The organism is uncultured Campylobacter sp. (genome assembly GCF_938031315.1).
Classification (GTDB): domain Bacteria; phylum Campylobacterota; class Campylobacteria; order Campylobacterales; family Campylobacteraceae; genus Campylobacter_B.
On the sequence record NZ_CALHHT010000392.1, the window covers coordinates 1 to 13,957 of the forward strand.

The 13,957-nt window shown below is 45.8% G+C and carries 14 protein-coding genes; all 14 read left to right on the forward strand.

What is annotated here, in order from left to right:
- Nucleotides 1-717: TonB-dependent receptor (locus Q0236_RS09755; RefSeq protein WP_297917260.1), on the forward strand; the 717-nt coding region annotated here is incomplete at its 5' end.
- Between the two features lie 292 nt (nt 718-1,009).
- On the forward strand, nt 1,010-2,428 hold the full coding sequence (locus tag Q0236_RS09760) for a TrkA C-terminal domain-containing protein (protein WP_297917262.1): 1,419 nt from the start codon (nt 1,010-1,012) through the stop codon (nt 2,426-2,428).
- A gap of 43 nt (nt 2,429-2,471) precedes the next feature.
- Nucleotides 2,472-3,503 carry a 3-dehydroquinate synthase gene (gene aroB, locus Q0236_RS09765; protein WP_297917264.1) on the forward strand — a complete coding sequence of 344 codons (1,032 nt, stop codon included), beginning with the start codon at nt 2,472-2,474 and terminating at the stop codon, nt 3,501-3,503.
- Nucleotides 3,500-5,209 (forward strand): mechanosensitive ion channel family protein, encoded by a 1,710-nt coding sequence (locus tag Q0236_RS09770; RefSeq protein WP_297917266.1) that lies wholly within the window; start codon nt 3,500-3,502, stop codon nt 5,207-5,209. The genes aroB and Q0236_RS09770 overlap by 4 nt, the downstream gene beginning before the upstream one ends.
- Nucleotides 5,206-6,438 carry a tRNA (N(6)-L-threonylcarbamoyladenosine(37)-C(2))-methylthiotransferase MtaB gene (gene mtaB, locus Q0236_RS09775; RefSeq protein ID WP_297917268.1) on the forward strand — a complete coding sequence of 411 codons (1,233 nt, stop codon included), beginning with the start codon at nt 5,206-5,208 and terminating at the stop codon, nt 6,436-6,438. Before Q0236_RS09770 ends, mtaB begins: the two co-directional genes overlap by 4 nt.
- Nucleotides 6,407-8,194, forward strand: a complete 1,788-nt coding sequence (locus Q0236_RS09780) for an AAA family ATPase (protein ID WP_297917270.1) — start codon at nt 6,407-6,409, stop codon at nt 8,192-8,194. The genes mtaB and Q0236_RS09780 overlap by 32 nt, the downstream gene beginning before the upstream one ends.
- A gap of 29 nt (nt 8,195-8,223) precedes the next feature.
- Nucleotides 8,224-8,751, forward strand: a complete 528-nt coding sequence (gene mog, locus Q0236_RS09785; RefSeq protein WP_297917272.1) for a molybdopterin adenylyltransferase — start codon at nt 8,224-8,226, stop codon at nt 8,749-8,751.
- A gap of 65 nt (nt 8,752-8,816) precedes the next feature.
- Nucleotides 8,817-9,134: an HMA2 domain-containing protein gene (locus Q0236_RS09790; RefSeq protein WP_297917275.1), complete on the forward strand. Its 318-nt coding sequence runs from the start codon at nt 8,817-8,819 to the stop codon at nt 9,132-9,134.
- Nucleotides 9,131-9,742, forward strand: a complete 612-nt coding sequence (locus Q0236_RS09795) for a hypothetical protein (protein ID WP_297917277.1) — start codon at nt 9,131-9,133, stop codon at nt 9,740-9,742. Before Q0236_RS09790 ends, Q0236_RS09795 begins: the two co-directional genes overlap by 4 nt.
- A 95-nt stretch (nt 9,743-9,837) precedes the next feature.
- Complete coding sequence (locus Q0236_RS09800; protein WP_297917279.1) at nt 9,838-10,329, forward strand: hypothetical protein; 492 nt, start codon at nt 9,838-9,840, stop codon at nt 10,327-10,329.
- An 8-nt stretch (nt 10,330-10,337) separates the two neighbouring features.
- The gene (locus Q0236_RS09805; protein ID WP_177386687.1) at nt 10,338-10,640 is read left to right on the forward strand and encodes a Cys/Met metabolism pyridoxal-phosphate-dependent enzyme; all 303 of its coding nucleotides are present in this window, start codon (nt 10,338-10,340) and stop codon (nt 10,638-10,640) included.
- The gene (locus tag Q0236_RS09810) at nt 10,633-11,118 is read left to right on the forward strand and encodes a hypothetical protein (protein WP_297917281.1); all 486 of its coding nucleotides are present in this window, start codon (nt 10,633-10,635) and stop codon (nt 11,116-11,118) included. The genes Q0236_RS09805 and Q0236_RS09810 overlap by 8 nt, the downstream gene beginning before the upstream one ends.
- Nucleotides 11,119-11,121: 3 nt before the next feature.
- A complete protein-coding gene (locus tag Q0236_RS09815) occupies nt 11,122-13,203 on the forward strand; it encodes a heavy metal translocating P-type ATPase (RefSeq protein WP_297917283.1) in 2,082 nt (693 codons plus the stop codon).
- Nucleotides 13,193-13,549 (forward strand): hypothetical protein, encoded by a 357-nt coding sequence (locus Q0236_RS09820; RefSeq protein ID WP_297917285.1) that lies wholly within the window; start codon nt 13,193-13,195, stop codon nt 13,547-13,549. Before Q0236_RS09815 ends, Q0236_RS09820 begins: the two co-directional genes overlap by 11 nt.
- The last annotated feature ends 408 nt before the right edge of the window (nt 13,550-13,957 follow it).

A 13,957-nucleotide genomic window follows, 5' to 3' on the forward strand; every position in this document is an offset into this window, starting at 1 on the left:
GATAGCTTACAGCAGGGCTCTACCTATGTTTATAAGAGCGGTCCGCATAACGGCGAAGTCGCCTCTACATCTCCGTATCGCTCCAAGCAGCACGAGATCGGCGCTAAAATTCGCGTAGCCGATATGATCGATTTTAGCGTAGCATATTTCGATATCCGCAGACCTATCGCGTATCTAAATAGCTCTACCGGACGCTACGGCATAAACGGCGAGCAGCGCAACCGCGGATTTGAGTTTATGAGCGGCGGACGAATTACAGAAAATTTAAGCGTGCTGGGAGGCTTTACCTACATCGATCCTAAGATGCATAACGTAAGCATCGCGGGCGCTAATCGCAAGGTCGCAAACGGCATCCCTAAACTAAACGCAAATTTAATGCTTGATTACGTGATCCCGGGCACCGATAAGCTTGCGATCAGTACGAATTTCCACTACACTAGCAAGATGTATCTGGACGATCTAAACACCCAGCACACGCCTAGCTTTTTCGTTACCGATCTTGGTATTAGATACACGAGCGAGCACCTTTTGGGCGATAAGACCACGCTGCGTTTTAACGTAAATAACGTATTTAACAAAAAATACTGGGCGGGAATGTATCCTGCGAGTGCCGACGGTGCGGGCGGACTTAACGTAACTAGCGTACTAGGCTCGGCAAACGGCGTAACGCTGGGCGAGAGCAGAAGCTTTATGCTCTCTGCGGAGGTGAAATTTTAAAAGCTAGTGGGTTTAAAATTTCTACTTCAGCGGCGTGAATAGTTATAGCGCTGCTTTTAAATTTATGAAATTTTATCGCTCTAATCGAGAGATCAAATTTAACGAGGCTTGGTTTTAATATATTTTAAAATTTAAGCCTCGGATTTTGGAATTTCAAACTTTGATTTTAAAATTTCGATCTTTAAATTTTTAAGTCGCCGCGCCCCGGCTTGCCCGCAAAATTTATCCGCACGCGGTTTAAAATTTAGCCGTTTTTGGTTATAATCTTTGCAAAACCACGAAACGGAGAGCAATGAAACAAGTTTTAATCATCGCAAGCGGAAAGTTTGCGCGCCATTTTTTATCCAAAGTTTGTAAAATCAAAGATGTCATCAGATCATATCGCGTCATAGCTAAAAATACGGATGCCGTGCCCTCAGAGCTTGAAAACGAGTCAAATTTTTCGGTCGAGATTTTTGATCCTACTAGCATTGAGCGGTTGCGCGTAGTGCTAGCAGAAGAGGAATTTGACCGCTGCATAGTGATAATGGAGGATGAATTTGACACTAAAGTAACGCTTGAAAATTTAAAGACGCTCGCTCCGGATTTAGAGCTTTATGTGGCCGATTTTTGGGGACTTTTGCGCGAGAATAAAAATGAAGCTCACGTAAAAATCGTAAATACCCTCGCGCTAAATTCCTCGCGCTTCATCGGTTTTTTACCCGATAGTCCCGTTTTTGCTGATAATATCGGGCTTGGGCGAGGCGAGATAATGGAGGTAAAAGTGCCCGTAGGAAGCTCGTTCGCGTATAAAAAAATCAGCACGCTTTCTAATGCCAAATATCAAATTCCGATGATCTACCGTCACAATAATTACATCGTAACGACGCCCGGCTCGCGGATATATCCGAATGATACGATCTTAGTCGTTGGTGAGCCTAGCGCGCTGCGAGCGGTGTTTGCTGAAGTAAAAAAGCAAAGCGGGCAATTTCCATCGCCATTTGGGCTAAATATTTTCGCGCTAATCGATATGAAAAAAATGAGCGGCGACGAGATAGCTAGGACGGTTAGGGCGCTTGAGTTTTTGGATTTGCATATTAGAAATCATAAAATTTATCTGCGAATTTTAAATCCTTTGCTAAACGACGCTTTTAGCGAGCTTAAAGCGCTGTGTGAGCGAGATAAATTTGAAATTCTCATCGATTATTCGGGCGAGCTAAATTTAAAGCGCGACGTGAGCGAAAATAAAGCAGGCTTGGTAGTTTGCTCAAGCGGAGTTTTCGAAGCGAAAAAAGCAGCACTTAAAGCGCTTGAAATCCCCGTGCTAAGCCTTGGAGATGGCGAGCTAAAAGATGTGCGTAAAAGCGTCGTGCTAAGTGCCGGCGAGCGGCTGCGCGAGGAATCAAGTATCGTCTTTGACATCAGCTCGCAGCTAGGGCTAGATGTGTATTTGTATCTTTTCGGCGAGAGCGAAAAGGGCGAGTTTGCGCAAAGCTACGTGAGCTTATCGAAGCTTTTTAAGCAGAGTTTATTCGTGATTCCTTGCGAGCGGCAAAATCCGATTTTAGCGCTAGGTAGCGAGCGAGATCTGCTACAATTTGTGCCATTTAATGATAGAATTTTGGCGCGCAAGCTCACGTCGATTTTCAATCAGGATTTGGATCAGATGTATTTTAAGCTAGGCAAAAATCATCAAATTTTCGTTCCGAGCGATTACGGGTATGAAAAGTAATCGAAATTTATGTTACAATTACCCAAAAATCAAAGGCTAGCGTATGAAAATCGATCTTAATTTAGGTAAAAAATACAGCGTTTTTATCGACGAATTGCAAGAGATCAAACTCAAAGGCAAGGTAGCGATCATCACAAATCCCAAAGTAGGCGGGCTGTGGCTTGATTTTTTATTGCAGCGGTTAAAATGCGAGCAAAAATTTATCATCACGATCCCAGACGGCGAGGAGTATAAAAATACCGCAAGCGTAGAGCAAATCTTAGAGCAGCTTTTTAGCTCCAAGCTTGATCGCAAAAGCACGCTCATCGCTCTTGGCGGCGGTGTCATTAGCGACATAACGGGCTTTTGCGCGAGTATTTATGAACGCGGCATCGATTTTATCAATATACCTACGACCTTGCTAGCGCAAGTGGACGCAAGCGTCGGCGGTAAGACTGGCGTAAATAATCGCTTCGGCAAAAATTTAATCGGCTCCTTTTATCAGCCGCGCGCGGTTTATTGCGAGAGCAGATTTTTATCTACTCTTCCTGCGCGGGAGTTTGCTGCGGGCGTTGCGGAGGCTGTAAAGATGGCTGTATGCTTTGATGTCGAACTATTTAAATTTTTCGAGACGCACGATCTAAAAAGCGCCGATGAAATTTCGCACGTAATCGCTCGCTGTGTGGAGATTAAAGCAAGCGTCGTAGAGCGTGATGAGCGCGAAAGCGGCGTGCGTGCGGTGTTAAACTACGGACACACCTTTGCTCACGCTATCGAAAAAATTACTAATTATAAAAAATTTTTGCACGGCGAGGCTGTGGCGATCGGCATGGTGATGGCAAACGCGCTAGCACGTCGTCTTGATAAATTAAATGAGCTTGAGGAGGAGCAGATCCGCAAAGTGCTTCAAAAATTTGCGCTTCCGATAAAATTCCACGTAGAGGATGCAGCGGAATTTTACGAGCTGTTTTTTCTCGATAAAAAAAGCGAAAACGGCAAGATAAAATTTATCCTGCCCGATGGCATTGGTAAATTCTACACTTCCAAAGAGATCGCAAAAGATGAAGTAATTACAGCGCTGAAAGAGTTTGAATGAGAGCGCTTGCAGCTATTTTTTTGATTTTTAATCTTGCATTTTGCGAGGCAAATTCTACGCTCTCCGCCGCGCATACGCGCTTAGAATCTAACGCTAGCTCTGCCGCTAGTGAGAAGAAAGATGAAAATTCCAAGCTATCCGCGTCGCTAAAAGATCAGATCCGTGTTATTGACGACGAGATCAAAAATAATATCTGGATCTCGCGCTTTTCAAATTTCATCGGCTATCAAAATTTACAAAAGCAATCCGGGCAGCTCGAAGCGGAGTTAAAAAAGAGCGCCGGCACCGATAAGATCGCGGAGATTCAAAAAAGACTCCGCGCCGTAAAAGAGCAGTTAATTCTGCTAAAAGAGTATGAAAAATCTCCATTTTTAGATATCATCGCGATGCCTGAAACTCCCGAGCCCGCGCGCATTACAAATCCTTTTTCGATAATTTCCGGTTTTTCTACGATTAGAAATTTGCAAGCTCAAAAGATGGAGCAGAAAAACGCCATCGAGAATATTAAAGCTTTAATCGATAAACTTGAAGCAAAAAGGGCGCTATATGAGCGCTTGATGCAGATTGATACGGACGCAAGCGTAGCGGCGGAGCTTAAAAGCTTAGATTACGAGCTCGGAGAGTTCAGCTCCGCGTACGAGATCGCGCAGACTACGTACGACGTTTACGAAAAAAAGATCAATTCCCAAATCGCCGTGCAGACCGCCGATATAAAAGCGCAGATCAAGCGCGCGGGAAACATCGCTGTGTGGATTTTGATCGTCATCGCGCTGTCGTTTTTCTGCAAGGTAGTGGCGAAAAAATATATCAAAAACGACGAGAATTTTTATATCGTAAATAAAGCTATCAATGTTTTAAATTTCACGCTGATTGCGCTGATACTGCTCTTTTCCTACATCGAGAATATGACGCATTTCGTGACGGTTTTAGGCTTTGCCTCGGCGGGTCTTGCGATCGCGATGAAAGATATGTTTATGAGCTCCTTAGGCTGGCTTACGATCGTGCTCGGCGGTAGCTTTCGCGTGGGCGATCGCATCAGAGTGCATAAAAATGGCGAGACCTACGTAGGCGATATCATCGATATTTCGGTGCTTAGGATGACGATTTTTGAGGACGTTACTATGACTACGTGGAGAGAAAATAAACGCGCGGGCAGGGTTATTTTCATACCGAACAATTATATTTTTACCGATCTTATCTCAAACTACACCCACAGCGGGCTTAAAACCGTTTGGGACGGCATTAGCATACTTTTAACATTTGATAGCAACCATAAAAAGGCGATGTATCTCATAAAAAACATCGTGCGGAAGTATTCCAAAGGCTACACCGACATCGCCAAAAAGCAGATGGGCAAGCTTCGCTCGCAATACAGTATCAAAAATCCAAACGTCGAGCCTAGAATTTTCAGCTTTTTTGAGCCATACGGCATTGAAATTTCGGTTTGGTATATGACGAACTCTTACGCGACGCTCGGGCTTCGCAGCAACATCTCGGCTGAAATTTTAGACGCGCTAAGAAGCGAGCCCGATATCAAGATCGCCTATCCTGCTTACACGCTTTTTAACGGTAAAAATTATGCGGCTGCGGGCGGAAATTTTGCGGCGCAAGATCTCGGCTCCGAGCAGCAAGGCTCACAAAATTTAAACGCAGCGACGCAGGGTGCGGGCTTTGCCACAGGAAGCGGATCCGGGAGCGAAATTTGAAAATTTATTTTAAAACGTTCGGGTGTCGCACCAATATCTACGATACGCAACTTATCAAAAGCAACCTCAAATCGGGCGAGATCACGCACGACGAGCAGGGCGCCGACGTCGTCGTTATAAACTCCTGCACCGTTACGAACGGCGCCGACGCAGACGTGCGAAACTACGTAAATAAGATGAACCGCCTCGGTAAAAAGATATTGCTAACCGGCTGCGGCGCGGTCTCGCGCGGCGAGGAGCTGTATAAAAACGGCGCGGTCTTCGGCGTGTTCGGGATGTCGCAAAAGGAAAAGATCGACGAGTTTTTAGGCTCGGAGTCGAAATTTTACGATATCGGAGGTCTTGACGGCATCGAAAAAAATCTGGTAAGCGACTACGAGGATCACACCAAGGCCTTTATTAAAATTCAAGAGGGGTGCGATTTTAACTGCAGCTACTGCATAATCCCCTCGGTACGCGGCCGCTCGCGCAGCAGCTCTGAAGACGCGATCTTAAAAGAGGCGGCGAGCCTTGCCGCAAACGGCTTTAGCGAGATCGTGCTAACCGGCACCAATATCGGCAGCTACGGTAAATCCTTAGGCACGAGCCTGGGCGCGCTGCTTCAAAAGCTGGGCGCGATACGCGGAATTCACCGTATTCGCCTAGGTAGCATCGAGCCCTCGCAGATAGATGAGAGCTTTCGCGAAATTTTATCCGAGCCCTGGCTGGAGCGGCATCTGCACATTGCGCTTCAGCACACTTCACAAAAGATGCTTAGCATAATGCGCCGCCGAAATTCCGCGCTAAGGGATTTGGAGCTTTTTTGCGAGCTTGCGGAGCGCGGGTTTGCGCTGGGGACGGACTTTATCGTCGCGCATCCGGGCGAGAGCGAAGAAATTTGGCTCGAAGCGGTAGAAAATTTCAAAAAATTCCCGCTCACGCATCTGCACGCCTTTATCTTTTCGCCGCGGCAAGGGACCGCTTCGGCCTCGCTAAAAGGCCGCATAGACGGCAAAACGGCGAAGGCGCGGCTAAAGATGCTACAAAACATAACGGCGCTGAATAATTATAAATTTCGCCTTTCGCACAAGGTGCCGCTAAATGTGCTGATCGAGCGGAAAAACGGAGAGTTTTATGAAGGATATGATCAATTTTATGATAAAATTTGGATCAAAAGCGATGAGGATTTATCGAAAAAATGGATGGAGATAAGAGATTATGAGGTTAAATTTGATGGAAATTTTGCATAAAATCAAAAAAAGCAAGCTAAATATAATTTTGATTTTTTTAGTGTTGCTTATCGTTTTGCTCTCGATCGTTTATTTTAAAGACGATTCGCGATACATCACCGAGCGCGAATTTAGCGAGCTGGTACGAAAAGATCAGATCAAGCGCGCACATATCGAGGACGGCACGCTAAGCTTCGTTTACGACGGCAAACGCTATAAAATTTTAACCGATATCGTTAATTTAAAAGAGCTCTCCAACCACGCTTTGATTACGAAAGAAGAGGATAACGAAAGCGGCGGTATCAGCGCGATCTTGGTAATTTTTACGTTCGCATTTTTTCTCTTCGTATATTATTTTGAAACCGTTTTGACTAGACGCCGTAGGCTAGACGGCGTAGGCGCCGCGCGTCAGAGCGCTAGCTCGGGCGGCGATCTCGGCGATCTTTCGCCAAGCGTTAGCGACGTGAGATTTAGCGACGTCGCGGGCATCAGCGAGGTTAAGGACGAACTCATAGAGATCGTAGATTTTTTAAAAAATCCCGCGAAATATCGAAATTTCGGCATCAAACTGCCGAAAGGAATTTTAATGATCGGCGAGCCCGGCGTCGGTAAAACGCTAATTGCAAAAGCCGTAGCCGGCGAGGCGGACGTGCCGTTTTTTTACCAAAGCGGCGCAAGCTTCGCCGAGGTCTTTGTGGGCGTCGGTGCCAGGCGGGTTCGCGAGCTGTTTGCGAAAGCCAAATCCTGTGCGCCCGCGATTATTTTTATCGACGAGATCGACGCGGTCGGCGGCAAGCGCGGTGTCGGGCGCAACGACGAGCGGGAAGCGACGCTAAATCAGCTGCTGACCGAGATGGACGGATTTGAGGAAAACAGCGGCGTGATGGTAATCGGCGCAACCAATAAAATAAATTTGATCGACGATGCGTTATTGCGCTCGGGGCGCTTTGATAGGCGCGTTTTTATCGGGCTTCCGAATTATAAAGACCGCATCGAAATTTTAAAAATTTACCTCGAGGGCAAAAGATGCAGCGCGAATATCAACAAAGTAAGCCGCCTCTGCGTGGGCTTTAGCGGCGCAGGAGTAGCGACACTGGTAAATGAAGCCGCGATCAACGCTCTTAAACGTGGCAGTGATACGATCGAGCTTAGCGATTTTGAAAACGTGCGGATGAGGGTCTTTTACGGCGTGCAAAAAAGTAGAATTCTAACCGAATACGAAAAGGAGATCCAGGCGTTCTATCAGGGCGCAAAGGCGCTTAGCGCGTATTGGTATTCGTTTGATTTCGAAAAGATCGAGCTTTTAAACGATAAATTTTTAAACGAGGATTTCGAGATCGAATCCAAAACGCAAATTTTAAATCAAATCAAAGTGCTTTTAAGCGGTATGGCGGCGCTACAGATTCATAAAAACGACGCTTTTTCAAATTCCGCTAGCGACGTAAAGCAGGCTATCGCGCTGGCGCAAAAGATGGTTTTCGAGCTCGCGATGGGCGATAGCTTCACCCCTAGCGCGCAGAGCGTGAATAAAATTTTGCAAGATTGCTACGACGAGGTAAGCGAGATAATCCGCACGATGCAGGATAAGCTAAATCAAATTTCAAAGCAAATTTTCGTCTATGAGTTCATAACTTTCGAGGATGTTCAAAAGATTTGCGAATCTGATGGTGTGGAGCAAGAAGGCGTCTCCGCGCAAGAGCAAGATTTGCAAAAGCTGGAAAAAGATAGCGAAAGCTCTGAAGAAAAGCCGCAAGACGGCACGCTAAATTTCGATTAAATTTTAAAATTCCAATAAAGGAGAGGAAAATGGTAAAAATAGGTGTTTTAACAATAAGTGATCGCGCCAGCGGTGGCGTTTACGAGGATTTAGGAGGCAAAGAGATAATTGCCGTGATGGATGATTGGCTAACTTGCGAGAAAGAGTATTTTTATGAAATCGTCGCCGACGAGCTTGAACAGATTAAAAATAAGCTTATTTATTTTTGCGACGAAGCGGGTTGCGATTTGGTGCTAACCACGGGCGGCACGGGTCCTGCGCCGCGTGACGTAACGCCTGAAGCGACCGAAGCGGTAAGCGACAAATTAATGCCCGGCTTTGGCGAGCTAATGCGCGCAGAGAGCCAAAAGATCGTACCTACGGGAATTTTATCGCGCCAGATAGCGGCGATCCGCAAAAAATCTCTGATTATAAATTTACCCGGCAATCCAAAAGCGATCGAAGAGTGCCTGCGACCGGTATTTCCGGCGGTGCCGTATTGCATCGATCTGATCGGCGGAAATTACATAACGGCGGATGAAAGCAAGATCAAAATTTTTCGTCCGAAACGCAAATAATTAACCGGGTTTATTTTGAATTAATCGATTTGCGATATCATTTCGCATAAAATTTAAGGAAAAATATGCAGATAGATCACAACGATATTTTGGAATTTCATAAATATTTTAGCAAAATCAGCCACAGCAAAGGTCGCATCCGTATCCGCGTAAGCCCCAAAATAAGGGAGTTGCGAGATAGCGTGAGCGAGGAGAGCCTAAAGGCCAAAATCGCCGCGATTCGCGGGATAAAAGAGTATAAATTTAACTCTCTAATCGGCTCGCTGACGATTCATTACGACGAAAATATTTTTCCGATGCACCTTTGGGAGCAGTTTTTAAGCGGCATCAGTTCGCCTGAGCTAATAGCGCTTGTAAATTCCAATATAGAGGCGATTTCTTGAGCGAAGAAGCATTGCGTAGCACTAAAAAATCGCGCAAAATTTCTAATAAATCTCGGAATTTAAATGAGGCGCAAATTGCAGATATTGCTCTTTTGCTCGAAAAAGAGGCACAAATTTTTCAGTTTTATTCGCTGGGCGCAGTTAAATTTCAAGATAAAAAGCTAGGAGAAATTCTATCTTTACGAGCTGGATTACTTGAGCGGATGCTAGACTTTGCAAATTCTTGCGGGCTTGGCGCTATGCCTCCTGAAAATAGCAGTGAGGCACTGGTTGCAAAAGGTATGAATGAGTTTTTGGCTTCGGCGCTTTTGATAGAAAAAAGCTCTATGATGTTTTATGACAATCTAATTAATTCGTGCAAGAACGCGCAATTTAAAGAGCTGCTGTATAAAGCGCAGGCGGTTTCGTATAATGAAATTTTGCCGATTCTTAAGGAATTGAATTCTAAATACGAGGCTGATTTAAATTCTTTGAATTTCACTGATTTATTAAACGAAATTTTTAAAAATCCACAGGAATTAGAGCGGATATTTCAAAAATACGATTTGCAAAATATTTTAAATAGCGCATTTTCCAATTTAATTAAAGGAATTTTGCAGAAAAATTAAATTAGGATTGCAAAAATCTAAAAAAGTTGCTATAATATCAAAATCTATGTAAAGTTGATAAAATGACTTTATAATCTTAACACAAGGAGAATGAAATGCCGATCCCATTTCTAGCAGGTTTTGCGCTTGGTTGCGCGGCGGTTTACGCTTATAACAATCGAGATAAAATCAAAGAAGGTGCGAATAAAATCGTAAGTAGCAAAAGCGTCGAGGAGCTAAAAAATAGCGTCAAAGGCGGAGCAGAAAAATTAAGCAAAAAATCAAAAGAAATTTTTGCGGAAGCCAAAGAAGGCTTAGACGATGTTGCCGAAGCTGTAAAAAGCAAAAGAAAGTCTGGTAGTAAAAAAGCTGCGACAAGTAGCACTAGCACTGAAACTAGCACTGCAAAAAAAACTAGAAAAAAACCGGGACCAAAACCGGGATTTAAAAGAACTAAAAAATCCACTGCGAGCGCTAAGACGGGCGAAACACCGGCAGGTGAGACATCCGCAGCATCTACTACTCCACTTAATATCCCGCAGATCGTAAAAATGGACGATAATTCTTCGGCTAAATTTACGTCCGCAGACGATAAATCAGAAAAATAGAGGCCTAAATGAATAGATCACTTACGACACAGCGTTCTCCGCTGGATCACGTTTTAAGCGGCGCTATAGCGGGGGCGATCGGCGGTTGCGCCGTAGAGCTTGTTAAAGCAAAAGAAGGCAAAAGCAAATCTAAAGCGATTCGAGATGCGCTGGATATTGCGCTAAGCGGCGGTATCATCGGCGGCGGCGCGATTTACAGCGCAAATAAGCTCGTACAAGGCGAGTATCTACGCGCAGCGGCAGGCGTCGCAGTATGCGTAGGCGCGCTCATTGCGGGTAGAAATTTTATTCTTAAGGTAGGCAATGAGTAATCCGTATATCACAAAAAAAGATTTGAAAGAAATTCTAGACGATTACGATTTTGGTGACAACAAATATGCTAGCAGCTCTGCGGGTAGCTTTGCCGGCGATGAAAAGCTCGGCGGTTGGGCTAAATGGATAAACGAGCGGGTAAATTCTGCACCTTTTAATAGCTCAGCCTCCGACAATGGCTCGGATAGTAAAAATTCCGCCGCTCAAAGCTCAAGAGATGTAAATTCTACTCAGGGCTCCGCTTTCGGTGGAATTTTTAATTCCTTAGGTGGCAGGCAAAACGCGAACGGCTTATTCGGTAGCAACTCATTTATCACAGGCATCGTTCTGGGGGCCGCAGCGACCTATTTTCTCACCGACGAAAACGCGCAAAAAAAGCTTTTTAAGCTCATCGCAAAGGGCACTGAGATGTTTCAGATGGGCATTGAAGAGATGAAGGAGCGATTCGAAGACGCCAAGGCAGAGATGCAAGAGTAGTTTATGCAAAATTTTAAAATTTTACATGAGACTAAATCCAGGCTGCGGCTAAAAATCGTCGGTTTTAGAGATATCGATGCGAGCGCACTACGAGAAGCAGCTGCTAGGCTTGAGGGCGTAACGGAAGCTAGATTTAACGCTAAAATCGGCTCTTTGATCCTTAAGCTTGACGAGGGTGCGAATAAGACAGGAATTCTAAAGCAACTTGAAGTTTTAAATTTAAGCGAATTAAAATCAATTATCCCCGCTAACCATAAAAATTTGCCGAGCAAAAACGAATTTATCTTAGCGCTTTTTGCGTTGGGCGGAAATTTAATCTTTCGCACTTCGCCTTTAGCGCGCGCATTTAGCATCGTGGCGTGCATGCCTATCTTAAAAGAGGGCATTAAAGAAAGCTTTCGTCACGGGCTTACTTCAAAGGGCTTGGAGGCTGCTGCTGTGGGGATTTCGCTCGCTCGCGGCGATGTATTTGCCGCAAACAGCACCAACGCTATGCTTGCTCTTGGCGAATATATGGAGGAGAGCACCGTTTATAAAAGCGACGATCTTATCCGTGAGCTCGCTCGCCCGGATATTGCCGAGGCGTGGGTCGAGATAGATCAAGACGGCAAAAAGACCGAGGTCAAAATCGCCACTTCTAAGCTAAAGGTAGGCGACATCGTGGTCGTGGGCGCAGGCGATGTCATAGCCGTGGATGGGCACGTTGTAAGCGGCGAAGCGATGATAAATCAAGCCAATATGACGGGCGAATCGGTTGCGGTGAAAAAATCTCGCGGCGATAGCGTGCTAAGCGGCACGATCGTGGAGGAGGGCAGGATCCGTATCTGGGCGGAAAATGTCGGCGAAAACACCTCCACGCAGCGTATCAAGCACTATATCACGGCATCTCTTAACGAGCGCTCCAGCATCGGCATGCATACGACCCACCTAGCCGACAAGCTCGTGCCGGTAACCTTCGGGCTTGCGGGCGTGTCCTATCTGATAAATCGAAATTTTATGAGCGTAGCTTCGGTGCTGCAGGCAGATTACTCTTGCGCGCTTAAGCTGCCTACGCCGGTTGCTTTTAAGTCAAGCATTTCAAAGGCGGGCAAAAACGGGATTTTGATCAAAGGCGCCAAGGCCCTTGAGTCGCTTGCGAGCGCCGACACCTTCGTATTTGATAAGACGGGCACGCTTACGTACGGCAACCTGGAGGTCGCCGAGATCATATCGTTTGACGAAAGCTTTAGCAAAAACGATATTTTAAATTTAACCGCGAGCGCCGAGGAGCATTACTTTCACCCCGTAGCCGAGGCGATCGTGGACGCGGCTAAAAAGCACGGCTTTATCCACAAACACCACGACGAGGTGGAATTCGTCGTCGCTCACGGCGTAAAGACCAGCATCGAGGGCAAAAAGCTCATCATCGGCTCGCGCCACTTCCTGGAGGATGACGAGATGATCTCGTTTGCGGCGCACGAAGAGACCATTGATCTTGCGATGCAAAAGGGGCTCACGCTGCTTTACATAGCATTTGACGGCAGACTTTTGGGCGTCATCGGGCTTAGAGACGAGGTGCGCGCAAACGCCCGCACCGTCATCGCTAGGCTCCGCGAGCTAGGCGTAGGGCAGATCGTCATGCTCAGCGGCGACGTGAAATCAAAAGCCCGCGCTGTAGCCAAAAAGCTCGGCGTAGATCGCTATTACGGCGAGCTACTGCCGACGCAAAAGACCGAAATTTTAGAGCAGTTAAAAGCCGAGGGGCGAAAGGTGGTCTTCGTGGGTGACGGCATAAACGATGCGCCGAGCCTGATGAAGGCGGACATCGGCATCAGCATGCTAAACGGCGCAGAGATCGCCAAGGCTTCCGCGCAGATCGGGCTTTTGAAAAATGACATAGAGGGCGTCGCGCAGGTAAAGGCGCTGGCTAACGACACGTTGCGGCTCGTAAATCGAAATTTCAACGCCACCGTGGGGATAAATTCGATCATTTTATTTTTGGCGACCTTCGGCGCGCTAAGTCCCGTAGCTACGGCGCTGCTGCACAACGGCACGACGATAGGTCTTCTACTAAATTCCATTAAAGGGGTAAAATTTGAGCATTGAAGATAAAATTTTGGATCTAAACTTTCAGCGCAAAGCGGCTAAAACGGCGCTTGGAGTGAGTATGGGTATCACGGCCCTAACCGCGCTAAATATGAACTCGCGCATGTCGCAGCTGCATAAAATTTCGGGGCTAGTGATGCTTGCTAGCGCGATCTGGCACGCTGGTCTTTACGGCTCGCCGTACAGCGAGTTTTTACAAAATAGAAAAGCAAAGAGCAGGGGCAGAAAGAGATCCGTAGCAAATTTAGTCTTGGAAAATCTGCCGGACGGCAAAAGTACGTCAGTCAGTAAAAAGCACGCCCCCAAAAAGAAAGCCTCGCGCGCGCAAAAGCGCCTAGCGGCATAGTGCGTCGCGGCTTTAAAGTGCAAAGATAAACTCTAAAGCCGCTAAATTTCTTTAAACGCAGTTGCCGAATGAAATGTCGTAAGCGGTGAAATTTGCGCCGTTTGCGACTAATTTATAATCAATAATCTCTCACTTCGTAAATTTAAACGATATTTGTATTTTTAAATTATACGAGCAAAGTTCCGTTTGTAAAATTTTGTCTAATTTATTATTTTTTTATCTATTTATCACTACAATTGCATAAAATTTTAAGGAGAGACGATGAAATTAGTTTTATTGTTTTCAGTATTGGTTAGTCTTGCTTTGGGACTTGATTGCAGCGCCAAGACCTATTGCTCGCATTTTAGCAGCTGCGAAGAAGCGATGCAATATTTACGTGAGTGCGGTAGAGCGCAGGAAGGCGGCACT

What these genes read in the sequence shown, in the direction of transcription:
- Q0236_RS09760 (WP_297917262.1), top strand. Translation starts at nt 1,010, where the DNA reads ATGAAACAAGTTTTAATCATCGCAAGCGGAAAGTTTGCGCGCCATTTT.
- aroB (WP_297917264.1), top strand. Translation starts at nt 2,472, where the DNA reads ATGAAAATCGATCTTAATTTAGGTAAAAAATACAGCGTTTTTATCGAC.
- Q0236_RS09770 (WP_297917266.1), top strand. Translation starts at nt 3,500, where the DNA reads ATGAGAGCGCTTGCAGCTATTTTTTTGATTTTTAATCTTGCATTTTGC.
- Q0236_RS09780 (WP_297917270.1), top strand. Translation starts at nt 6,407, where the DNA reads ATGAGGTTAAATTTGATGGAAATTTTGCATAAAATCAAAAAAAGCAAG.
- mog (WP_297917272.1), top strand. Translation starts at nt 8,224, where the DNA reads ATGGTAAAAATAGGTGTTTTAACAATAAGTGATCGCGCCAGCGGTGGC.
- Q0236_RS09790 (WP_297917275.1), top strand. Translation starts at nt 8,817, where the DNA reads ATGCAGATAGATCACAACGATATTTTGGAATTTCATAAATATTTTAGC.
- Q0236_RS09800 (WP_297917279.1), top strand. Translation starts at nt 9,838, where the DNA reads ATGCCGATCCCATTTCTAGCAGGTTTTGCGCTTGGTTGCGCGGCGGTT.
- Q0236_RS09805 (WP_177386687.1), top strand. Translation starts at nt 10,338, where the DNA reads ATGAATAGATCACTTACGACACAGCGTTCTCCGCTGGATCACGTTTTA.
- Q0236_RS09810 (WP_297917281.1), top strand. Translation starts at nt 10,633, where the DNA reads ATGAGTAATCCGTATATCACAAAAAAAGATTTGAAAGAAATTCTAGAC.
- Q0236_RS09815 (WP_297917283.1), top strand. Translation starts at nt 11,122, where the DNA reads ATGCAAAATTTTAAAATTTTACATGAGACTAAATCCAGGCTGCGGCTA.